The organism is Paenibacillus sp. MER TA 81-3 (genome assembly GCF_023713585.1).
In the GTDB taxonomy this organism is placed as follows: domain Bacteria; phylum Bacillota; class Bacilli; order Paenibacillales; family Paenibacillaceae; genus Paenibacillus_B; species Paenibacillus_B profundus.
This window is the reverse complement of sequence record NZ_JAMAWB010000008.1, coordinates 256897-274331: the sequence shown is the minus strand read 5'-3', so window position 1 is coordinate 274331 and position 17435 is coordinate 256897. Positions and strand designations below refer to the sequence as shown.

Here is a 17435-nt window from a genome sequence, read left to right as displayed (position 1 = left end):
TTACTGTGACGTATTTCACATGAAATTAATTCACTTCAAATACGATCCGGGAGCCTCTTCCGGCTTGCTCGGCAGACAGAACCTCTAATTTGCGCGGCAATCGTGCACGAAGCTCCGGAACGTGACTGATGACACCTACCGACAACCGGTCCGTATGAAGCTTCTCCAAGGAGGTTACGACTGTATCCAGAAGTTCCGGATCCAGAGTCCCGAAGCCTTCATCCAGAAAGAAGAACTCCAGCGGGTATATCCCTCGCAGTTGAATTTGCGAAGATAAGGCCAGCGCGAGTGCAAGCGAAGTCAAAAATGTTTCCCCGCCTGACAAGGTAGATACCGGCCGGCGAATACCGCCGTTACCATCATCACGAATAACGAAACCTCCGCCTGAGTCGACTTCCAGGGCGTAACGCTGTTTGGTCAAGCTTTTCAATCGCTCTGAAGCGGCTCGGCTTACTTGCATGAGCTGCTCCTCAGCTACGAACTCCACAAATGCATTGCCTCGGAATACGCTTTGCAGCTGGTGCAGACGGCCCAGATACGTTTCGCCCCGCACGCGTTCAGCTTCAAGCGCGGCCCAGCGTTCGTGCTTGCTGCGCAGTTCCTCTGCATCTCGTTCGGCTCTTGCACGGGCTGCCAAAGCCGCTTCATCACTCTCTACAGATTGCTGCCACCTTGCAACGCAATTCTGCCACTCTTCCTCTGTGACAGACGTACCGCCGATACGTTCCTCCAACCGCTTCAATTGCGTGCCCAAGTCACGCAGTTCTTCGTGATGACGCTCCAGCTCCGCCTCCAAGCGCTTGCACTCTTCAGACGAGCGTCTGGCTGCCAGCACGTCATCGAGATGGGCAAAGGAAGATTGCCGCAATAGAGCCTGCAATCGTTCCCCGGCAGTGACAGCTCGCTCCCCTAGGCCGTTCCAAGCTTGTGCCGCCAAAGCCGCACGCTGCTGTGCAGCTTCGTTCACATTGCGAGCGGCATTCGCTTCCTGCCTCGTCCGTTCCGCTCGTTCACGGATATCAGTCAGACGGGCAGACGTCTCGACCGCAAGTTGCTCGATCGGCGGTCCATCTAACCAAGGACGAAGCCTTTTCTCATAATCGGCGATCAACCGAACGATGCCGTTCCACTCCGCCTTCGCTTGCACCCGCTCCATATCTGCAGCCTGCTTCAACTGCTCATGGCGGCGAATATGGCTTTGCGTCTCTTCAATGTAAGCAACGCTCTTCTCCAATCGGACGCGGCAGTCGGCCACAATCGCTTCCCGCTCGCGCCACTGTTCCCTGACACGTTCCATCTCCACAAGATGCCATCCGAATCGTTCATATTGCTCGCCCCAGTTCGCATGCTCCTCCCGCAGCGACTGTTCAGCTTCATTCCAGAGCGATTCCGCTTCACGCAAAGCACTGGCTGAAGTCTTATATGATGCCAAAGCTTGCTGCAGCTCCCATTGCTTGTCCGTTGCTTGCTGCATGATGCGCTCCATCTGTTTCCCCATGGATCGGGTGCCCTGCGACAACGATTGCAGCCTGTCATCGAACGGGTCGAGCCCTGCATCATGCAGGATATCTTCCATCTCGCCGCGCTTTTGCTTTGCCTTCGGAGGCAGGCCGAAGGCGGAAACGGCGGCTCGCCCATCATTTGAGTCTTCTCCGATGCTTGGCGTTCTGCTTTCCACACTTTCATCTGCTGCTGGATGCTCTTGATTCACTGTAAAGTCGAGAGCAGCTGCGAGCTCATCCCCGACTACGAATCCTTCATCCAATCGAGGTGTGACGGATCGCTCCTGTACCATGCTCCGCACGCGTCCAGACAGCTCTTGCAACCGCGCAATCCACTGCTTCAAATCTGTTCTGCTTCGTTCCCATTCATGCTCGGTTGTAAGCAGCATCGCCTTTAGCCTGTCCTTCACTTGCTCCCAACGCAACCAGCGTTCATCCCAGCCCTGCTCTGAACCTGCCTGTTCATCATTCGGAACATGAGCAAGCACCGGATGGTTTGTAGAGCCGCAGACTGGACACGGAGTGTGCGGTTGCAGCTGAACGGCAAGCCGCGCGGCAATCTCTTGCTCCGCCTGCTCCCGCTGTGCTTGTCGAGCCTGCTCCATCAGTTGCTCCACCTGTCCCAGTTCGTCTTGCAATTCGGTCCGCAGACTTTGCCAAGCTCTGGACAATTCGGTTCCAGAATCGACTTGATTGCGTACCTCGCGCGCGTGCATGACGATGTGGCCAAGCGTTTCGTTCCATGCTGCCGCCCCTTGAGCCGCAAGCTCCGACTGCTTCTTCTTGTTTTCTTCCAGTTCCTTGCAGCGTGCCTCCAGCATGCTCAGTCTTTGCCAGTCCGTTACCGCTTGCTGGAATTGTTCCCGTTCCTCGCTCGGCTTCTCATGCGAGGAGAGCAGGTCGCGCAGCTCCGCTTGGCGTTCTAACGCTTTCTTGAGCTGTTGCTCCGCCCGTTCTGCTTCAGCTGAAGCACGGGTATAGCGCGTACCCGCTTCTTCGAACCGCTCATTCCATTCCTCCGCCTCCTTGCGAAGACGTTCGCTCTCCCCGTGAAGACGAGCCGCTTCCTGCAGCTGCTCAGAGCGCAGCACTAATTCCGGCTCCTCTGCTTCCTTGCGGCGGATTGCTGCATCTGCCGCAAGCTGGGTACGCTCCGCTTCGCTCATCGCATGGCGTGCCGCTTCATCGGCCGTATGATGCTCTGCTTCCGCAGTCTGGCGCTTCGCTTCAAGCTCCCGGACTTCGAGCAGGAACGGAGCGATCATTTCGGCTTCCTTCGCTTTCATCAGCTGTTCTTGCTCCAGCGCACGCTCCGGCGCCACCAATTCCAACTGAGCCATGCGGCTGCTTAGGCGGCTCTTTTCTTCCATCCAGCCCCGCTTCTCAGCTATATCCCGGTATTCACACTCTGCCGCGATTTTCTCCTCACGGGCTCGTTCCGCGAGCACAGTCGCTTCTCGCAGCGCTTCTTCCGCCTGCTTCACCGCTTCCTCTGAAGCATCGCCAAGTCCCTGTTGTTCTGCGCTGCAGGCTCGTACTTCCCCTTCTGTCTCCTTCACCTTGCGCGATAACTTGATGGCAAGCTCATCCCCGTACTTCTCCAACGAGAACAGACGCTGCAGCATTTGGCGCCGGTCGCTGCCTTTCAAGGACAGAAATTCGGCGAATTTGCCCTGAGGCAGCACGACAGCTCGCGTGAAATCATCCATCTTCAAGCCGATATGATGTTCAACGCAGCGGGTCACTTCGGCAAGCTTGTCCGCAATGACGACCTCTCCTTCCGGACGCACCTCAATAAAGCGGCTGACAGTGTTGCCAATCGTCACATCACCTGTACGTTTAAATCGACGTTCGACCCGGAATGTCTGGCTGTCCCCCGCTCCGTTCAGCGAGAAGCTAAAAGAAACCGATAAAGTGTCCTCCGCCTGATTCATAATTCCCTGCGTACCGTTCGTCGCCCGCTCCACCTTCCCGTATAGCGCTAGCGTCATCGCATCCAGAATTGAGGATTTCCCGCTTCCTGTCGGACCGAAAATACCGAATAACCCTGTTTCGCAAAGTGCTCGGAATTCTATGCGCTGTTCTTCACGGTAGCTTTGCAGTCCAGACAGCTTCAACTCGATAGGCTTCATGCGCTTTCGTCCTCCTCTTCCCGGTCACCGATTAATTCCAAGAAGCATTCCACCAAGGCATCGTCAGGCTGAGCCCCGCCCGTCTGACGTTCATAGAAGCGGCGGAACAGCTCATGCACCGGCATCTCGCTGCGCCGGCCTTCCTCTTCCTCCATCCGCTCCATTTCCGGGTATATCGGCCGAATATGGACAATGCCTTCGTGGGCACGGCGAAGCTTCTGTATCTGCTCCATCGTTAACGCGTCCGTTAGAGAAATGCTTACGTCAAGCCATGCTTTCGCATCGCGTCCTTCCTCAATCCATCGCAGCACTTCCTCGTAGCCGCCGCGCGCATTCCACTCCACCAGGGGCTTCCCGGATGCAAGATAACGCTCTTCAGGTACAGCCCCCTGTCCTGGAGCAATATCGAGCAGGGTGACCGATTTGGTCTGCCCCGCTTCAGAGAAGCTGTATGCTAACGGGGAACCGCTGTAGCGAATCGTCCCCGGTCCCTTGACGGCTTGGGGACGGTGCAGATGGCCAAGCGCGACGTATTGGACGTTGCCCGGTGCATCCTGACATGCAAATACGCTTGGATCAACCGTATAGGCGCCTCCGACCTGTATCGGACGTTCTGAATCGGTCTCCACTCCGCCAAGCACATATAAATGACTCATAATGAGGTTAATTGCAGATGGACGAAAACGCTGCGCTTGCAAAGACAGCAGTTGGCCGACTCTGGCGCTGTACGCGCTTCTCAGCACCTGTTCCTCGTTGCAGGCGGATAGCAATTCTCCCAGGCGGGACTCAGAAGGATACGGCAGCGCCGCGATAACGGCTTCTTCTCCGGTTCGTTGACACGGAACAATGACAGGAGCAATGCTCGGCTGCCCGACAAGTGTAATTCCATGACTGCTTACGAGCGGAGCCGAAGCTGATACACGCTCCGGGTGATCATGATTCCCGGAGATGATGACCACCGGTCGTTGCCCTCCCTGCGATAGTCTTGCCACCGCCTCGTAAAATAGCAGTTCAGCCGCAGCCGGCGGATTGACAGAATCATACACATCGCCCGCAATCAGCACAAGATCCGCTTGCTCCTCATCGGTCAAGCGGACCAGTTCGTCAACGAAGGCCGCCTGTTCCTCCAAGCGGCTCCTGCCCTCCAACGCGCGCCCGAAATGCCAATCCGCCGTATGCAGAATACGCATGAAATATCAACTCCCTTCTCCCATCATTTTGTAAATTCCACCTATTTGTTGCGGCACCTTATATATACAAGCCCTCTTCACTAACCTAAAGGCCTTAGGTTAGCATTCGAATGTTCCGCTACAGCTCGCAAGCTTCGCACGAGTCAAAGAAATACAACACCTTGCGGTCAACAGGGCGCTTCCAAATATGTTCAATTGCTCGCGCATACACATTCAGTTGGAATCGGTAGTGCTCTCTTAACGCTGGCAGGCCGCCCCGGTGGGGCAGAACTTTATCTGTCTTGAAATCAAGCAGCACAAGCTGTCCGTTCCATTCGAACAGACAGTCGATAACCCCCTGAACGAGCACCGTCTCATGATCCAGCAGGCCGGAATCGTCACGTGCAGCAAACGTAGAGGTGGCAACGAATCGTTCCCGGGAAGCTGATTCCGCTGTGTCCAATGCACCATGAACCGCTTCCTCTGCCGTAAGCTTCTCTTGCCACTGCCTTTTCATTTCCACCGTATACGCTTCAGCGGCTGTCAAGCCATAGCTGAACGGCAGCTCCCGCTGCACCCAGGCAGCCTTCAGCAACTGAGTTCCGACTTCACTATCAAAGAAGGCAAGCACCGCATCCGTCTGCACCACGTCCGCCTGCTTCTCTGTCATGAGCTGCTGCCCGACCATATAAGCCAACGTCTGTTGAATGATCCCGGCCGTCATCTGATCCTGCAGCGGCAAATGCTGCATCAAAGTATGATAAACCGTTCCCCGTTCTGCCGGAGTTACATGCTGTTCTTCCATGAAGCGCGGACGCTGCAAATGCAGCGTGAACCCGTCCCCATACCCAAGCCGAGCCGAATCGCCGCTCCTGCCGGGCTGGGCCGCCGCAGCCGCTTCAGACCGATAGCCAGCCTCCGTCTCCGCTTCTTCAAGCGCTGCAGCCTCCGCGGCGCCCTCTTCGCCTGATGCAGGCTGCTCGACCCACTCGACCGACGGCCATTCCTCCGCAGCAGCGAGCCGCTTCATTTCTGTAACGGATGTCTTGGCCGGCAGCATAGACGCAATCCGATGCGGGTCACGCCAAGCGAGCCGTTCCTCAATCCACGCTTGCCATGGTGATTGCGGCTTATCCTGAAGCAATTCCAGCTTGCTGATAGCTTCTAGCATCGCCGATCTTTCCTCGTCAACGCTGGGGACCTCAAGCGGTAGTCCTGCTGCCAGCACAGATGCCGGCATGAAGGACAACTGCCAATCCGCTCGTTCATCTATCAAGCAAGCACCGTTCCGATTCGGCAGACCTGCATATCGCCGCCATTCCGCCGCAGCCGGGTGACGCATGATAGCCGGTCCGATCCAATCGAGATATGACCGGGCACGCGCCACCATATAATCCGGCAGCAGCAGCGGGTCAACATCCAACGCTTCGCCCCATTGCTGGATTACCTTCTCAGCGTCATTCACCGTTCCGATGAGAATCATCTTTTCCTTCGGGCGCGTCAACGCCACATACAAGACCCGCATCTCTTCGGCTAACAATTCCATGCGCATCTGGCGCTTAATCGCCAGGTTCGGCAGGGTCGGATACGTTACCCGCAATGCCTCATCCACATATCTCGGGCCGAAGCCGAGCTGCTTGTGCATCAAAAACGGCGCAGTCAGGTCCTGCTGGTTGAATCGTTTGGACAAGCCTGCGAGGATGACGATCGGGAACTCAAGCCCTTTGCTCTTGTGTATCGTCATGATGCGTACGACATCTTCCTGCTCACCAAGCGCGCGGGCCGTTCCTAAGTCCCCCCCCGTATCCCGCATCCGATCGATGAAGCGCAGAAAACGGAACAAGCCGCGAATGGACGATGATTCATATTGACGGGCACGGTCATACAATGCCCGCAGGTTCGCCTGACGCTGCATTCCGCCAGCTAGCCCGCCTACCCATTCGTAATAACCAGTCTCCCGATACACCTGCCATATTAATTCGGACAAGCTGCCTTGCCGCGCGGCGTTGCGCCACTGCTCCAGCCGGTTCATGAAGCGGCGGAGCTTGCTTGTCCAGTCGCGGCCAGCCTCAGTTGAACTCGGAATCGGCTCTTCGGACAGATCCAAATCCTCAGGAAGCGTATCACCGGCTTGAGTGGACCCCGGTTCCGCTTGCAGCGCAAGACAGACTGCATCATAGAAAGAACCTTTTCCCATTAACCGGATGTGCGCCAGCTCCTCCGCTGTCAGTCCGACGATAGGTGAACGAAGCACGGCCGCTAACGGGATGTCCTGCTGCGGATTATCAATGACTCGCAGCAGTGATAGTACGACTTCAACCTCAGTCGCTCGGAAATACCCCGTGCTGAACTCCGCATAAGCCGGAATTCCTTCCAGCCGCAGCTCCTCCACCATCAGGGGCGCCCAAGCTTGCGTAGCTCTGAGCAGGATGACGATATCCCGATACGTAACTGTCCGCATACGCTTCTGCGTCTTATCAAAGACAAGAAACGGCGGCTCTCCCTCATCACCCAACAGACGACGAATCCGAGAAGCTATGGCCCGCGCCTCCAATCGCGCGGTCTCTATCTCGGAAGGGTCCAGCCCAGCTTGAGATTCCACTCCGCTCTCTTCGTCTGCGGAATCTTCCGCTTCCTCATCATCCACCGCTCCCGAAGCATCAGTCCCGGCTTGTCCCCCTTTCTCGATAATCATCAGCTCTGTCGCGTAATGTTGCCGCTTCTCTAGCTCTGCGGCGCTGACGCTCGATTCTTCCGCCATCTGCTCTACCGTCGGATAAGAAGCCCCGCACACAAGCTCAGCAGCTTCGTCATACGACAATTCAGCCACATTAGGGCTCATAATTTGGCGGAATAGCATATTGACTGCATCAACGACTCCCTGACGGCTGCGGAAGTTGCGGGCCAAATCGATACGTATGCCCTGTCCGCTCCCGTCAGCGGCATAGGATTGGTATTTATGCAAGAACAGCCCCGGTTCCGCTAACCGGAAACGATAAATGCTCTGCTTCACATCGCCGACCATGAAGCGGTTGCCTTTACCAGGACGCGTAATCAGGTTCACGATAGCCTCCTGGACCATATTCGTATCCTGATATTCGTCCAGTAAAATTTCAGCGAATTGCTGCTGGTATTCCAGAGCTGCTTCAGAAGGGGTATCCTGCTCAGGCGTCGAATCTCTGTGGCGCAAGATGCGCAAACAGTAATGCTCCAAGTCTGAGAAATCGAGCCAGCCCTTCTTCCGCTTAGCTCCTTCAAACCGTTCGCCGAAATCGCGCACGACATCCGCCATCGCTTGCATAATCGGAACGAGATCATTCAATTCCGTCAGAAACTCCTCGGGCGTACGCCGGAACAATTCATCCCGCAGCTGCTGCAGCCGTGCTTTCGCTTGATCGCGCAGCCGCTTCACCTGCTCCTGCAAAGATTTATCATATTGGTCTCCGCGGCAAGCGGCTAAGCGGCCAAAAGCCAACAGGTCAAAGGAGGCATGCAATTGTTCCCATGGTTCACGGTGAGCAGCCTCTGCCAGAGCTAGCGCTCCTGCAAGCTCTTGTTCCAGCGTCTGACGGTAAGGCTCAGGTCCTCCTGGAGCGTCCAGCAGCCGGTTCGCTTGGCGCAACAGTTGGGCGATGCCGTTCAGTGTGAGCCGTGCATCAGCCATGACGCTTTCTGCCCAGGACGACTGCCCGAGCTGGGCGATGCTTCTTACTTCGAACGCAGCCGCCATTTTGTTCAACCACGCGTCAGGCCACGGATGGCTGCGCGAGAAATCATATAGCCGCTGCACTAAGCGAAACGCGGCTTCATCGCTGCGTTCTCCGCTGAACCAATCGACCATTCGTCTAAATTCCGGTCCATCAGCGGCATAACGCTCTTCGAACAGCTCTTCCAGCACATCTTGGCGCAGCAGCTCCGTCTCCGTCTCATTGGCTATGCGGAAAGCCGGGTCAAGCGACACTGTCTGAAAGTGCCGCTGAATGACCTCTAGGCAGAAGGAATGCAGCGTCGTGATCGATGCGCGGTTCAAGAGAGCCAGCTGGCGGCGAAGATGCTCCGACTCAGGATTCTCCTCAAGCTCGCGTTCAAGCGCGAGCCGGATACGCTCTCTCATTTCTGAAGCAGCCGCTTTCGTAAAGGTCGCTACAAGCAACTGATCGACATGAACCGGAGCGAGCTCGTCACTAATTTTGCGGATGATGCGCTCGACAAGCACCGCTGTCTTACCCGAGCCAGCAGCTGCTGCAACGAGGACATTTTGTCCACCGTCGACGATGGCCCGCCACTGCTCATCTGTCCACGTGCTATCCGCAGGCTTCGACGGCAGTTCCTGGACAGCGAGTTCGTCGTTGCCCTGACCTTCCTCCACGACCGCGGTCTCGGGATAGGATAGAAAGAGATCAAGCTGCTCGCTGCCCGCGTTCGCATTCTGTTCAGATTGCGTGCGGCTGTCAACTTCCACATCATTTTTTTTATTGCTCGACTGTGCCATTTCCCGGCTCCCCTCCTTCCAGCTTCATCCACGCTTCCTCTTTCGTCAGCCGCGGGAGCAGATGATATTGATTGCCATCCACCAGCTCATCAAATTGACAAACCGGTTTAAACACACAAAAATCGCAAGCCTTCTTCGTCCCTAACCGGTATGGCTCGATCTGAACGTCTCCATCCGTAATGCGCGTTCCGATATGTTGGATAACCGACCGTACGGTGCGGCGCAGCACATCCCACTGCTCTGTCGTCGCGACGGAGGCGTTGCTGTAGAACGTTCCATCAGCTTTGACAGCAACCGGGAGAATGTCGGAGTAGCCCTTCTCCAACGGCTCATCCATCAATGCCACGACATCGCGGTCGGCTGTGACGAGGCCGCGCAATTTAAATTTCTTCAGCAGCTGATCGTATGCTTGCTCCATCGTTAAGCCGTTCGACGCTTGCAGCAGCGGATTATGAACGTGGAAATACAAGGTTCCGGCTGGCAGTGCCGCCGTCCCGAGCCATTGCTCCGCATACGTAATCAGCACGTCCAAGTACGTCAGCATTTGCAAGGACAGTCCATAAAAAACTTCATGCAGCTTCAAATCCGTTGCGCTTGATTTATAGTCAATAACCCGCAGCAGGACGCCTTGGTCATGAACCGCTTTGTCGACACGGTCGATCCGGCCGATAATTTCCATCGTGCATCCATTCTCGAGCGTAAAGCGGAGCGGTGGCAGCAGCTTGTCCGGCCCGAAGTCCATCTCGAGCGCAACCGGCTCGAAATGACCACGCTTCGCATGTTCTCCCAGAACGGAAGCGGCACGGCTGACGATATGCTTGAGCTTGCCGGATATATGCTCATAGCGTTTCGAGCTCAATAGAATTTCCCCTTGCAAACGGGGAGCCAGCAGATCCACGATACGATCGGCCTCAGCACGGCACTCCTCGGGGGTCAAGGCGGCCCACGTCCGGTTGTCAGCCTGCAAATCCATAGCAAAGCGGCTTAACGCAGCATGGAACAGCTGACCGATATCAGGCGCATCTAAGCGATACAAGCGGCGTTCTTTCAATTTCAAGCCATGTGATGCGAAATGAGAAAACGGGCAGGCAACGAAGCGCTCCATCCGGGATACACTCGTGCGCAGCTCCCTCCCATACAGCTTCCGGCTAGTGTTGGAAGCAAGCGCTTCGACTTGATTGCGGTAGACGAGCGAGCTCATCAAGGAGCTCAGCCGGTCATGCCATGCCGGCTGTAAGGCAAACCAGCGGTACACCTCCCACCACATTGCAGCGATAGGCCGGCCTTGCCGCCATTCTCTCAATTGGGCGACCAGATGCTTCAAGGCTGCTTCCGGATACGACACGAAAAAGGCTTGTTCTTCTTCGTTCATGAACTCGTTCGGCTCCGCGAGGATGAGCTGCTCCTGCACTTGTGGGAACAAGCTGCGGACATGGCGTACAATTTCGGACGGCAGCAGCGATTTGCCCTCTTCATCAGCAAGCGCATAGCTCATCCATAAGCTCTCGCTAGGCGAAGTTAGCGCTCGATAGATGGTAAAGCGCTCATCCAACAGCTTGCGGCGAATGCCGGGAGCGAGCTCCATCCCGATTTGCAACAGCACGTCGCGTTCGTGCTCTGTCAATACCCCGTCTTCGATCGGGCGGGCAGGAATGATGCCGTCGTTCACGCCTAGCACATATACATGCCGAATCTGGCCTGAGCGCGTCCGATCCATCGAGCCGATGAGCACCTGATCCAGCGCCGGGGGGACCAAGGCCATCTTCACGCTTTCAAATCCGGTCTCAAGCATTCCGGCGAACAGCTCGACAGACATCGCTTCTTCCCCAACCATCTCCACCATCTGATCCAATATGTTCAGCATCGCCCCCCATAGTTGGCGATGTTCACGCGCACGCTGCACTTCACCGTCAAGCAAAGCCTCTTGGCTCATGCGCTCCAGCTTCTGCGGCACGTTCAAATTCATCCAAAAGACGTACATTGCTTCACACATGCCGCGAACGTTTTTGCTGCGGGTCAGAGCGCGGGCAAAGGCCGACACAGGCTCCACGATAGCCTGGCGGCACCGTTCAACCCATTCAGGCGCTTCGCCACTCGGCCGCTGCTGACGTTCCTCATCCGCTTCAACCGGAACATCCGGCGCATCGGGGTCCAACGACAGGCTAGGTTCAGCGGGCCACGGTCGACCGTTCGTCCATCTGGATCCTGCAATGCCGCATGCGAGCACGTAATTTTCCAGTCTATCGAAATGCTCCCGTGTCATGCTCCCGTCTTCAGGCAGCAAAAAATCCGTCTTCACAAACCGGAACACGGCATCATAGCGCCAATGCCCAATCAAAATATCGAGTGCCGCACGAGTCATCTCCACGAACGGGTGATGCAGCACCGCCCGCTTCTGATCCGTAAAAAACGGGATGTTCGCATCAGCGAAAATGGTATCAATCAGTTCCCCGTAATCTGCTATGTTGCGCACCGTGACGGACATTTCGCGCCAACGAACGCCTTCGAACTGAGCGCGGCGCAACATATCGCGGGCGACCGCTTCGACTTCCACGCGGCGGTTCACGGCTGCATGTACAGTCACAGAGCTATTTGAAGACGGTGCTTTCCTCCCTTGGTTCGCGGCGCTCGCCGCTTCCTTATACGGCACTCTCCGTTCAAAGTGCCGTTCCAAATGGGAAAGCATCCCCGAGGCTGCAAAGCGCGGCAGCCGTGTCCCTTCCATTTCGTCGAGCTTCGTTATGCTGCCGATCTCCACCCCGATCGTATCCGCGATGTCTCTCATTTTCAGAAACGTCGTGGCCGTCGGGTGGAACAAGTTCAATTCATGCGGCGTATCCCCCAGATCGTAGACCCGATCCAAGCATAGCGTTAAGGTCACGTTCGGCGCATGCAGCATCAAGGATGCCAGAACGGCATATTCTTGCGGTGTAAATCCGTTAAAACCATCTATCCATATTGATGCCTCGCGCACATAGCTGGAATGAGGTATCCCCTCAGACAGCCGGGCAAGCACATCCTCTCCATCCAAATAATGCTCGGCGAGCTCCGCTTCGAACTCATGCATCACGCCTGCAATATCACGCAGCTTCGCGGACAATAGCGGCTGACCGTTCACATGGTTCTCTACGAATGTCAGGTGCTCATCTACCTCTGCAGCCTGAATGCGATACCGCTTCATTTCATCGAACAGCTCATTAAGCTTCTCGATGAATCCGAATTGCTCCGCCGCACCTGCAAACAATGGCAAATCAGCTTTGTGCCGCTGCAATATTTTGTACAGCAGCATCTTCTTCCCCTCTTCGCTTATCGGCGTCAAAGCCGTTCCGCCGGTTTCCTGCATGACGCGGTAGGCGAGTCGGCGGAAGCTTAGCACCTGCGCGCGCAGCATGCCCGGGATGTCCCCAGCCGAGATTAACGCATGCTCCGCTTGAAACGTCCCCTGCTCTGGCACAAGCAATATGACGGGCGGACCGTACGGCCTCTTGCTCAACTCATGCCGGATACGGTTCAATACGTACGTCGTCTTCCCGCTGCCAGAGCGTCCAATGACAAAATGTAACGGCAATGTTTATCCCCCGTTTCGAATCGTAACGACCAAACGTATCTGTTGATCAGGTAAAGTCTGTGTTACACTGTCGCTAACGATAAATTGTTACTTCATTAACAGCCTCTCTTCGGCAGCTGCGCCCTTTAAAAGGTTGTTTAAAAAGCTTCTTTTTGATCACGCACTTTAACTCTCAATTAGATCCATTATAGCATATTGTAATCTCGCAATAGAACGCATGTTTGGAAGCGATTCCAGTTATTTGCTTATAGGCTGGGGGATTAGTTTAGTTTCCATTTTAGAGCTTAGGTAAAGGAGGCACATACTCATGATCCACATCGTAAACGGAGATTGTACGGCAGATCGTCTCCGTCCGCTCGCCAAAAAGCATTGGAACGAAGACGTATGGGTGTACTCGGAATTGCTGACCGAAGGACCGGTATATTCTAAATTCGAACGTTATTTAGCATACCGCGCACTGCAATTGGAACGAATGTGCGCACTGCCGGCAGCCATCTACTTGCAGAAGAGCAACGAACAAGAACGGACATGGAAGTCGGACATACAATCCGCCACCCATATTGCTCTGTGGTTCGAGCATGATTTATTTGACATCACGATGCTGCTTCGTCTGGTCGATCGGCTGACCAGAGAGAACCCGAACGCCGAGCTGTACTGGATCGATATTGCCTCAGCTCCGGAACACGATCGGTATCAAGGGTTCGGTGTGTTGCATGCGGAGCAACTGCTTCCCTATCGCGATCAGGCCATACTGTTGACAGCAGAAGTGAAGGACTGGCTGCAAGGCGCTTGGCTCGCCTATACAAGCCCGAATCCGCTTAAGCTGGTGCAATGGGTGTACGAGTCGCAAGACATTCCCGCTCCGTATTGCGCGATCACGGAGGGACTCCGCTTTCACCTATCGCGATACCCAAGCACGCTCGATGGGCTCGGTGTCGCTGAACGCCTTACCTTGGAAGCGGTATCTCAAGGACAATCCTCATTTATTGAATGCTATCGCTATGTTGGGGATCGCTTGCCTGAATACGGATTGGGAGATTTGCAATATTGGGGCTACTTGAGGCGAATGACGGACGGAACACATCCGCTGCTCTGCCTCGCCCCTGATTCCGCTCCTCTTCCCGAACCGCTGCAGCCGCCACTTGCCGATGCTGGCCGGCTTGAGCTCACTTCGTGGGGACGGCAGACGTTGGCAGGAGAAGTGAACTGGGCTCTTGCAGGCGGATACGGCCGCTGGCTCGGCGGTGCTTTCATTACGAAGCCGCTTGAATAAGCATAACAATAACAACAAAGAGCACCCTGTCCACACTGCTATCATAACGGTGCAGGCAAGGTGCTCGATTAATAATTATTACTTGGAACGCACTTCAAATATAGCGAATTTTAAATAGTGTCCTTCGTCTACTCCTGCGATTTGCGGGTGATCTTTACCTGCTGGCCGCCACTCGATAAGCCGCAGCACTTTGCCCGCATCCTGCGCCGCATCGAGAATGGCCTGCATGAACTTATCGGGACGCATATGGTAGGAGCAACTGGCTGTCACGAGATAACCACCTTCGTTGATCAGCTTCATCCCGTGGAGATTGATGTCTTTGTATCCGCGGTAAGCCCCTTCGACGGCCCCGCGCGTCTTGGCGAAGGCCGGCGGGTCGAGGATAACGACATCCCATGTCCGGCCGCCTCCTGCCGTCATCGGCTTCGACGTATCCGCCTTCTTCTCACCATCCGCTCGTTCCACTCGCTCTTCGACACCGCGCACCTGTTCACGCAAGTAATCAAACGCATCGGCCACGACGAATTCCACCCGGTCCATGAACCCGTTCAATTCGACATTCCGTCGCGCGCTTTCCATCGCATGCTCAGAAATATCGAGACAAGTCACCTTCTTGGCACCATATTTACAAGCATTCAGCGTAAAGCTTCCCGTGTGGGCAAAGCACTCCAGAACTGTCGCTCCATCCCACCAAGGGTATGTTACCACTTTGCCGTTGGCGTTGACCGGAAGAAGCTCGATCCCGTTCTCACTTTCCATTTTTCGTCTTACGATGCCGCTGCGTCGGCCCCAACCGGTCATGAGCGGCGCAATGGATGCGCGGTTCTCCCGCTGATCGAAGAAATACCCGGTCTTCTGCCCTTCCGCAATGTCGACTTCAATGATAAGCTCATTCTCCTTGACGGTGACATGGCGCGGACATTCGCCATACAGCACGCCTGTCGTCTGTTCCAATCCTTCCCGTTCTCTAATTGGCACATCGCTTCGTTCGTAAATGCCGCGCGGCTGCATCACGTCAACCAAAGCACCTACGATGTCTTGCCGATGCACATCCATGCCGAGCGTCAAAATCTGAACGACCAGTACGTCATCAAATCGGTCTACGACAAGTCCCGGAAGGAAATCCGCTTCCCCATATACGAGACGATAAGCGGATGCGTTCGGCAGGAAACGGTCACGGTGTGACAGACACTGCTCTATGCGCGAACGAAACCATTCACGGTCCATCTTTTCAATGGGCTCATAAGCAACGACACGGACGACGATTTGAGAAGCTGGATTATAATAGCCTGTCGCCATATATTTCCCTTGCGCATTCAGCACATCAACGAGTGCCCCTGACACGGGCATTCCTTCCACTCGCTCCACTTCTGACTGGAACACCCATGGGTGGGAACGTTCAATCCGTTTTTTTCGAGAACGGTTTAATATGATGCTTGGTCTTAACAATTGCTTTTCCCCTTTCGGCTCATAGCTTGTCATCGTTGTCCCATCGGCGGCATAAGTTGAACCAAGGACAACATAATCGGCTGGTTTAAAAAGGACCCTTTTCAGTACCGAGAAGGTTGCAAGAACCCGACTTGTCAAACAACCTCTAAATGACAAAGGAGCATTCTATGTTTAAAGAAATTTGGTACCCGCTCTTCGGAGGCCTTGCCGTATTTCTGTTCGGCATGAAGACAATGGAGCTGGCCCTGCACGCGTGGGCGGGACCTTATTTGAATCAGTTTCTTCATACATCGACCCGTACACCTTTGAGAGGCATGCTGTTCAGCACCGGAATGACCGCACTGCTGCAGAGCAGCACCGCCATTACTGTCATTGCGATCGGGCTCGTCAACGCGGGACTGGTAAGTTTCTCGCGGACGCTCGGCATTATATTGGGAACGAACATCGGTACCTGCTTGACGACCGAGCTCATTGGGCTCAACATCAACCGATATGCGTTCCCGCTGCTGCTCGCAGCCGCTGGCTGCTGGATAGCCGCCGTTCTGGGCGACGAATACCGCCCAGCCTTGCTCAGCAGCCTGCAAGCTTGGTGCAGGCCGCTGCAGTACGGCTCGATTGCGGCTGCAGGCTTCGCGCTCATCCTGCTCGGCATCGAATGGATGAAGCAGATCGGCGAGCCGCTGCAGCAGCGGGGCTTGTTCGCGTGGTTTCTCGAACGCTCCGGCGACAGCCTGCTCTGGGCAGTAGCCGCCGGCATAGTTATCACCGCGCTCGTGCACAGCAGTGCGGCCATCATCGCCATGGCGATGGGCTTATCCGCCACAGGCGCACTGCCGGTCGAGGTCGGCATCGCCATCGTGATTGGCTCGAACGTCGGCACTTGCTTTACAGCGCTCATCGCCTCCCTCGGCGGCAGCCGCAGCGGACAATTCGTCGCCTGGAGCCACGTTGCCCTGAACGTCGGCGGCGCACTGCTCTTCTATCCGTTCATCGGTCAGCTGCACGTACTGTCCACATGGCTTACCGGCGATGCGGCGGGACAGATCGCCCGCGCGCAGACGATCTTTAATATTGGGAGCTCTCTCCTGGCGCTGCCGCTCTGTTATTTGCCGCTGTGGAACCGGCTCCGGTAATAATCGCAATGCCGGAGCTCGTGCCGATGCGGTTCGCCCCGGCTTGAATCATGGCAAGCGCGGTCGCTGTATCTCGCACCGCCCCGGACGCCTTCACGCCGATATGCGGGGATACATTCGCGCGCATAAGGCGAATGTCCTCCGCTGTAGCGCCGCCTTTACCGAATCCGGTTGACGTTTTGACAAAATGGGCGCCCGCCGCTTCCGATGCCCTGCAAGCGGCAATCTTCTGCTCCTTATTCAACATGCCTGTCTCGAAGATGACCTTGACGATCGCTTTGCCATCCACCATGCGGACTACTTGCGCGATATCCTGCTCAACCGTCTTATAGTCTCCCGCAAGCAGATGCCCGATTTGCAGCACCATATCGATTTCCGCTGCTCCGTCCTCCACCGCGCGCGCCGCTTCGAACGCCTTCGCCTGCGAAGCGTTCGCTCCAAGCGGGAACCCGCATACAGCCGCAATCCGCACATCGGATCCCGATAGCAGTTCCCGGCATGCAGGCACCCAGATTCCGTTCACACACACACTGAAAAACCGGTGCTGCTTCGCTTCTGTACACAGCTTCTCGATATCGCCGCGGCTTGCCTCCGGCTTAAGCAGCGTATGGTCGATCAGACCCGCCAATTGCGTAGGCTCCATCATGTTGCAGTCCCCCTAATTATCGGATTTGCTTATGAATTGGAATCGATTCAGATTGCTCACTCGCTTCGTTG

General features: G+C 55.7%; 8 protein-coding genes. 2 read left to right on the top strand and 6 right to left on the bottom strand.

Translation table 11 applies throughout. The features are described from left to right. Window positions 1-25 precede the first annotated feature (25 nt). From M3650_RS13950 to addB, 4 genes are all read right to left on the bottom strand, one after another. Complete coding sequence (locus M3650_RS13950) at window positions 26-3634, bottom strand: AAA family ATPase (protein ID WP_251575583.1); 3609 nt, start codon at window positions 3632-3634, stop codon at window positions 26-28. Then, window positions 3631-4824, bottom strand: a complete 1194-nt coding sequence (locus M3650_RS13945; protein WP_019422506.1) for an exonuclease SbcCD subunit D — start codon at window positions 4822-4824, stop codon at window positions 3631-3633. The genes M3650_RS13950 and M3650_RS13945 overlap by 4 nt, the downstream gene beginning before the upstream one ends. Before the next feature lie 118 nt (window positions 4825-4942). After that, complete coding sequence (locus tag M3650_RS13940; RefSeq protein WP_251575581.1) at window positions 4943-9295, bottom strand: UvrD-helicase domain-containing protein; 4353 nt, start codon at window positions 9293-9295, stop codon at window positions 4943-4945. Continuing rightward, on the bottom strand, window positions 9276-12863 hold the full coding sequence (gene addB / locus M3650_RS13935; RefSeq protein WP_251575579.1) for a helicase-exonuclease AddAB subunit AddB: 3588 nt from the start codon (window positions 12861-12863) through the stop codon (window positions 9276-9278). The genes M3650_RS13940 and addB overlap by 20 nt, the downstream gene beginning before the upstream one ends. Before the next feature lie 307 nt (window positions 12864-13170). Here addB and M3650_RS13930 point away from each other — a divergent pair, with 307 nt between their 5' ends. Next, window positions 13171-14136 carry a DUF1835 domain-containing protein gene (locus M3650_RS13930; protein WP_251575577.1) on the top strand — a complete coding sequence of 322 codons (966 nt, stop codon included), beginning with the start codon at window positions 13171-13173 and terminating at the stop codon, window positions 14134-14136. 78 nt (window positions 14137-14214) lie between these two features. Here M3650_RS13930 and M3650_RS13925 read toward each other — a convergent pair whose 3' ends face one another. Further along, window positions 14215-15618: a class I SAM-dependent rRNA methyltransferase gene (locus M3650_RS13925; protein ID WP_251575575.1), complete on the bottom strand. Its 1404-nt coding sequence runs from the start codon at window positions 15616-15618 to the stop codon at window positions 14215-14217. Window positions 15619-15752: 134 nt separating this feature from the next. On the opposite strand from M3650_RS13925, the gene M3650_RS13920 reads away from it, so the two are divergent. Next, window positions 15753-16718, top strand: coding sequence for a Na/Pi cotransporter family protein (locus M3650_RS13920; protein WP_251575574.1), 966 nt, complete (start codon window positions 15753-15755; stop codon window positions 16716-16718). Here the strand turns inward: M3650_RS13920 and deoC are convergent. Further along, window positions 16651-17364 (bottom strand): deoxyribose-phosphate aldolase, encoded by a 714-nt coding sequence (deoC, locus tag M3650_RS13915; protein WP_233695301.1) that lies wholly within the window; start codon window positions 17362-17364, stop codon window positions 16651-16653. The two genes, M3650_RS13920 and deoC, sit on opposite strands and share 68 nt — an antisense overlap. Between the last annotated feature and the right edge of the window lie 71 nt (window positions 17365-17435).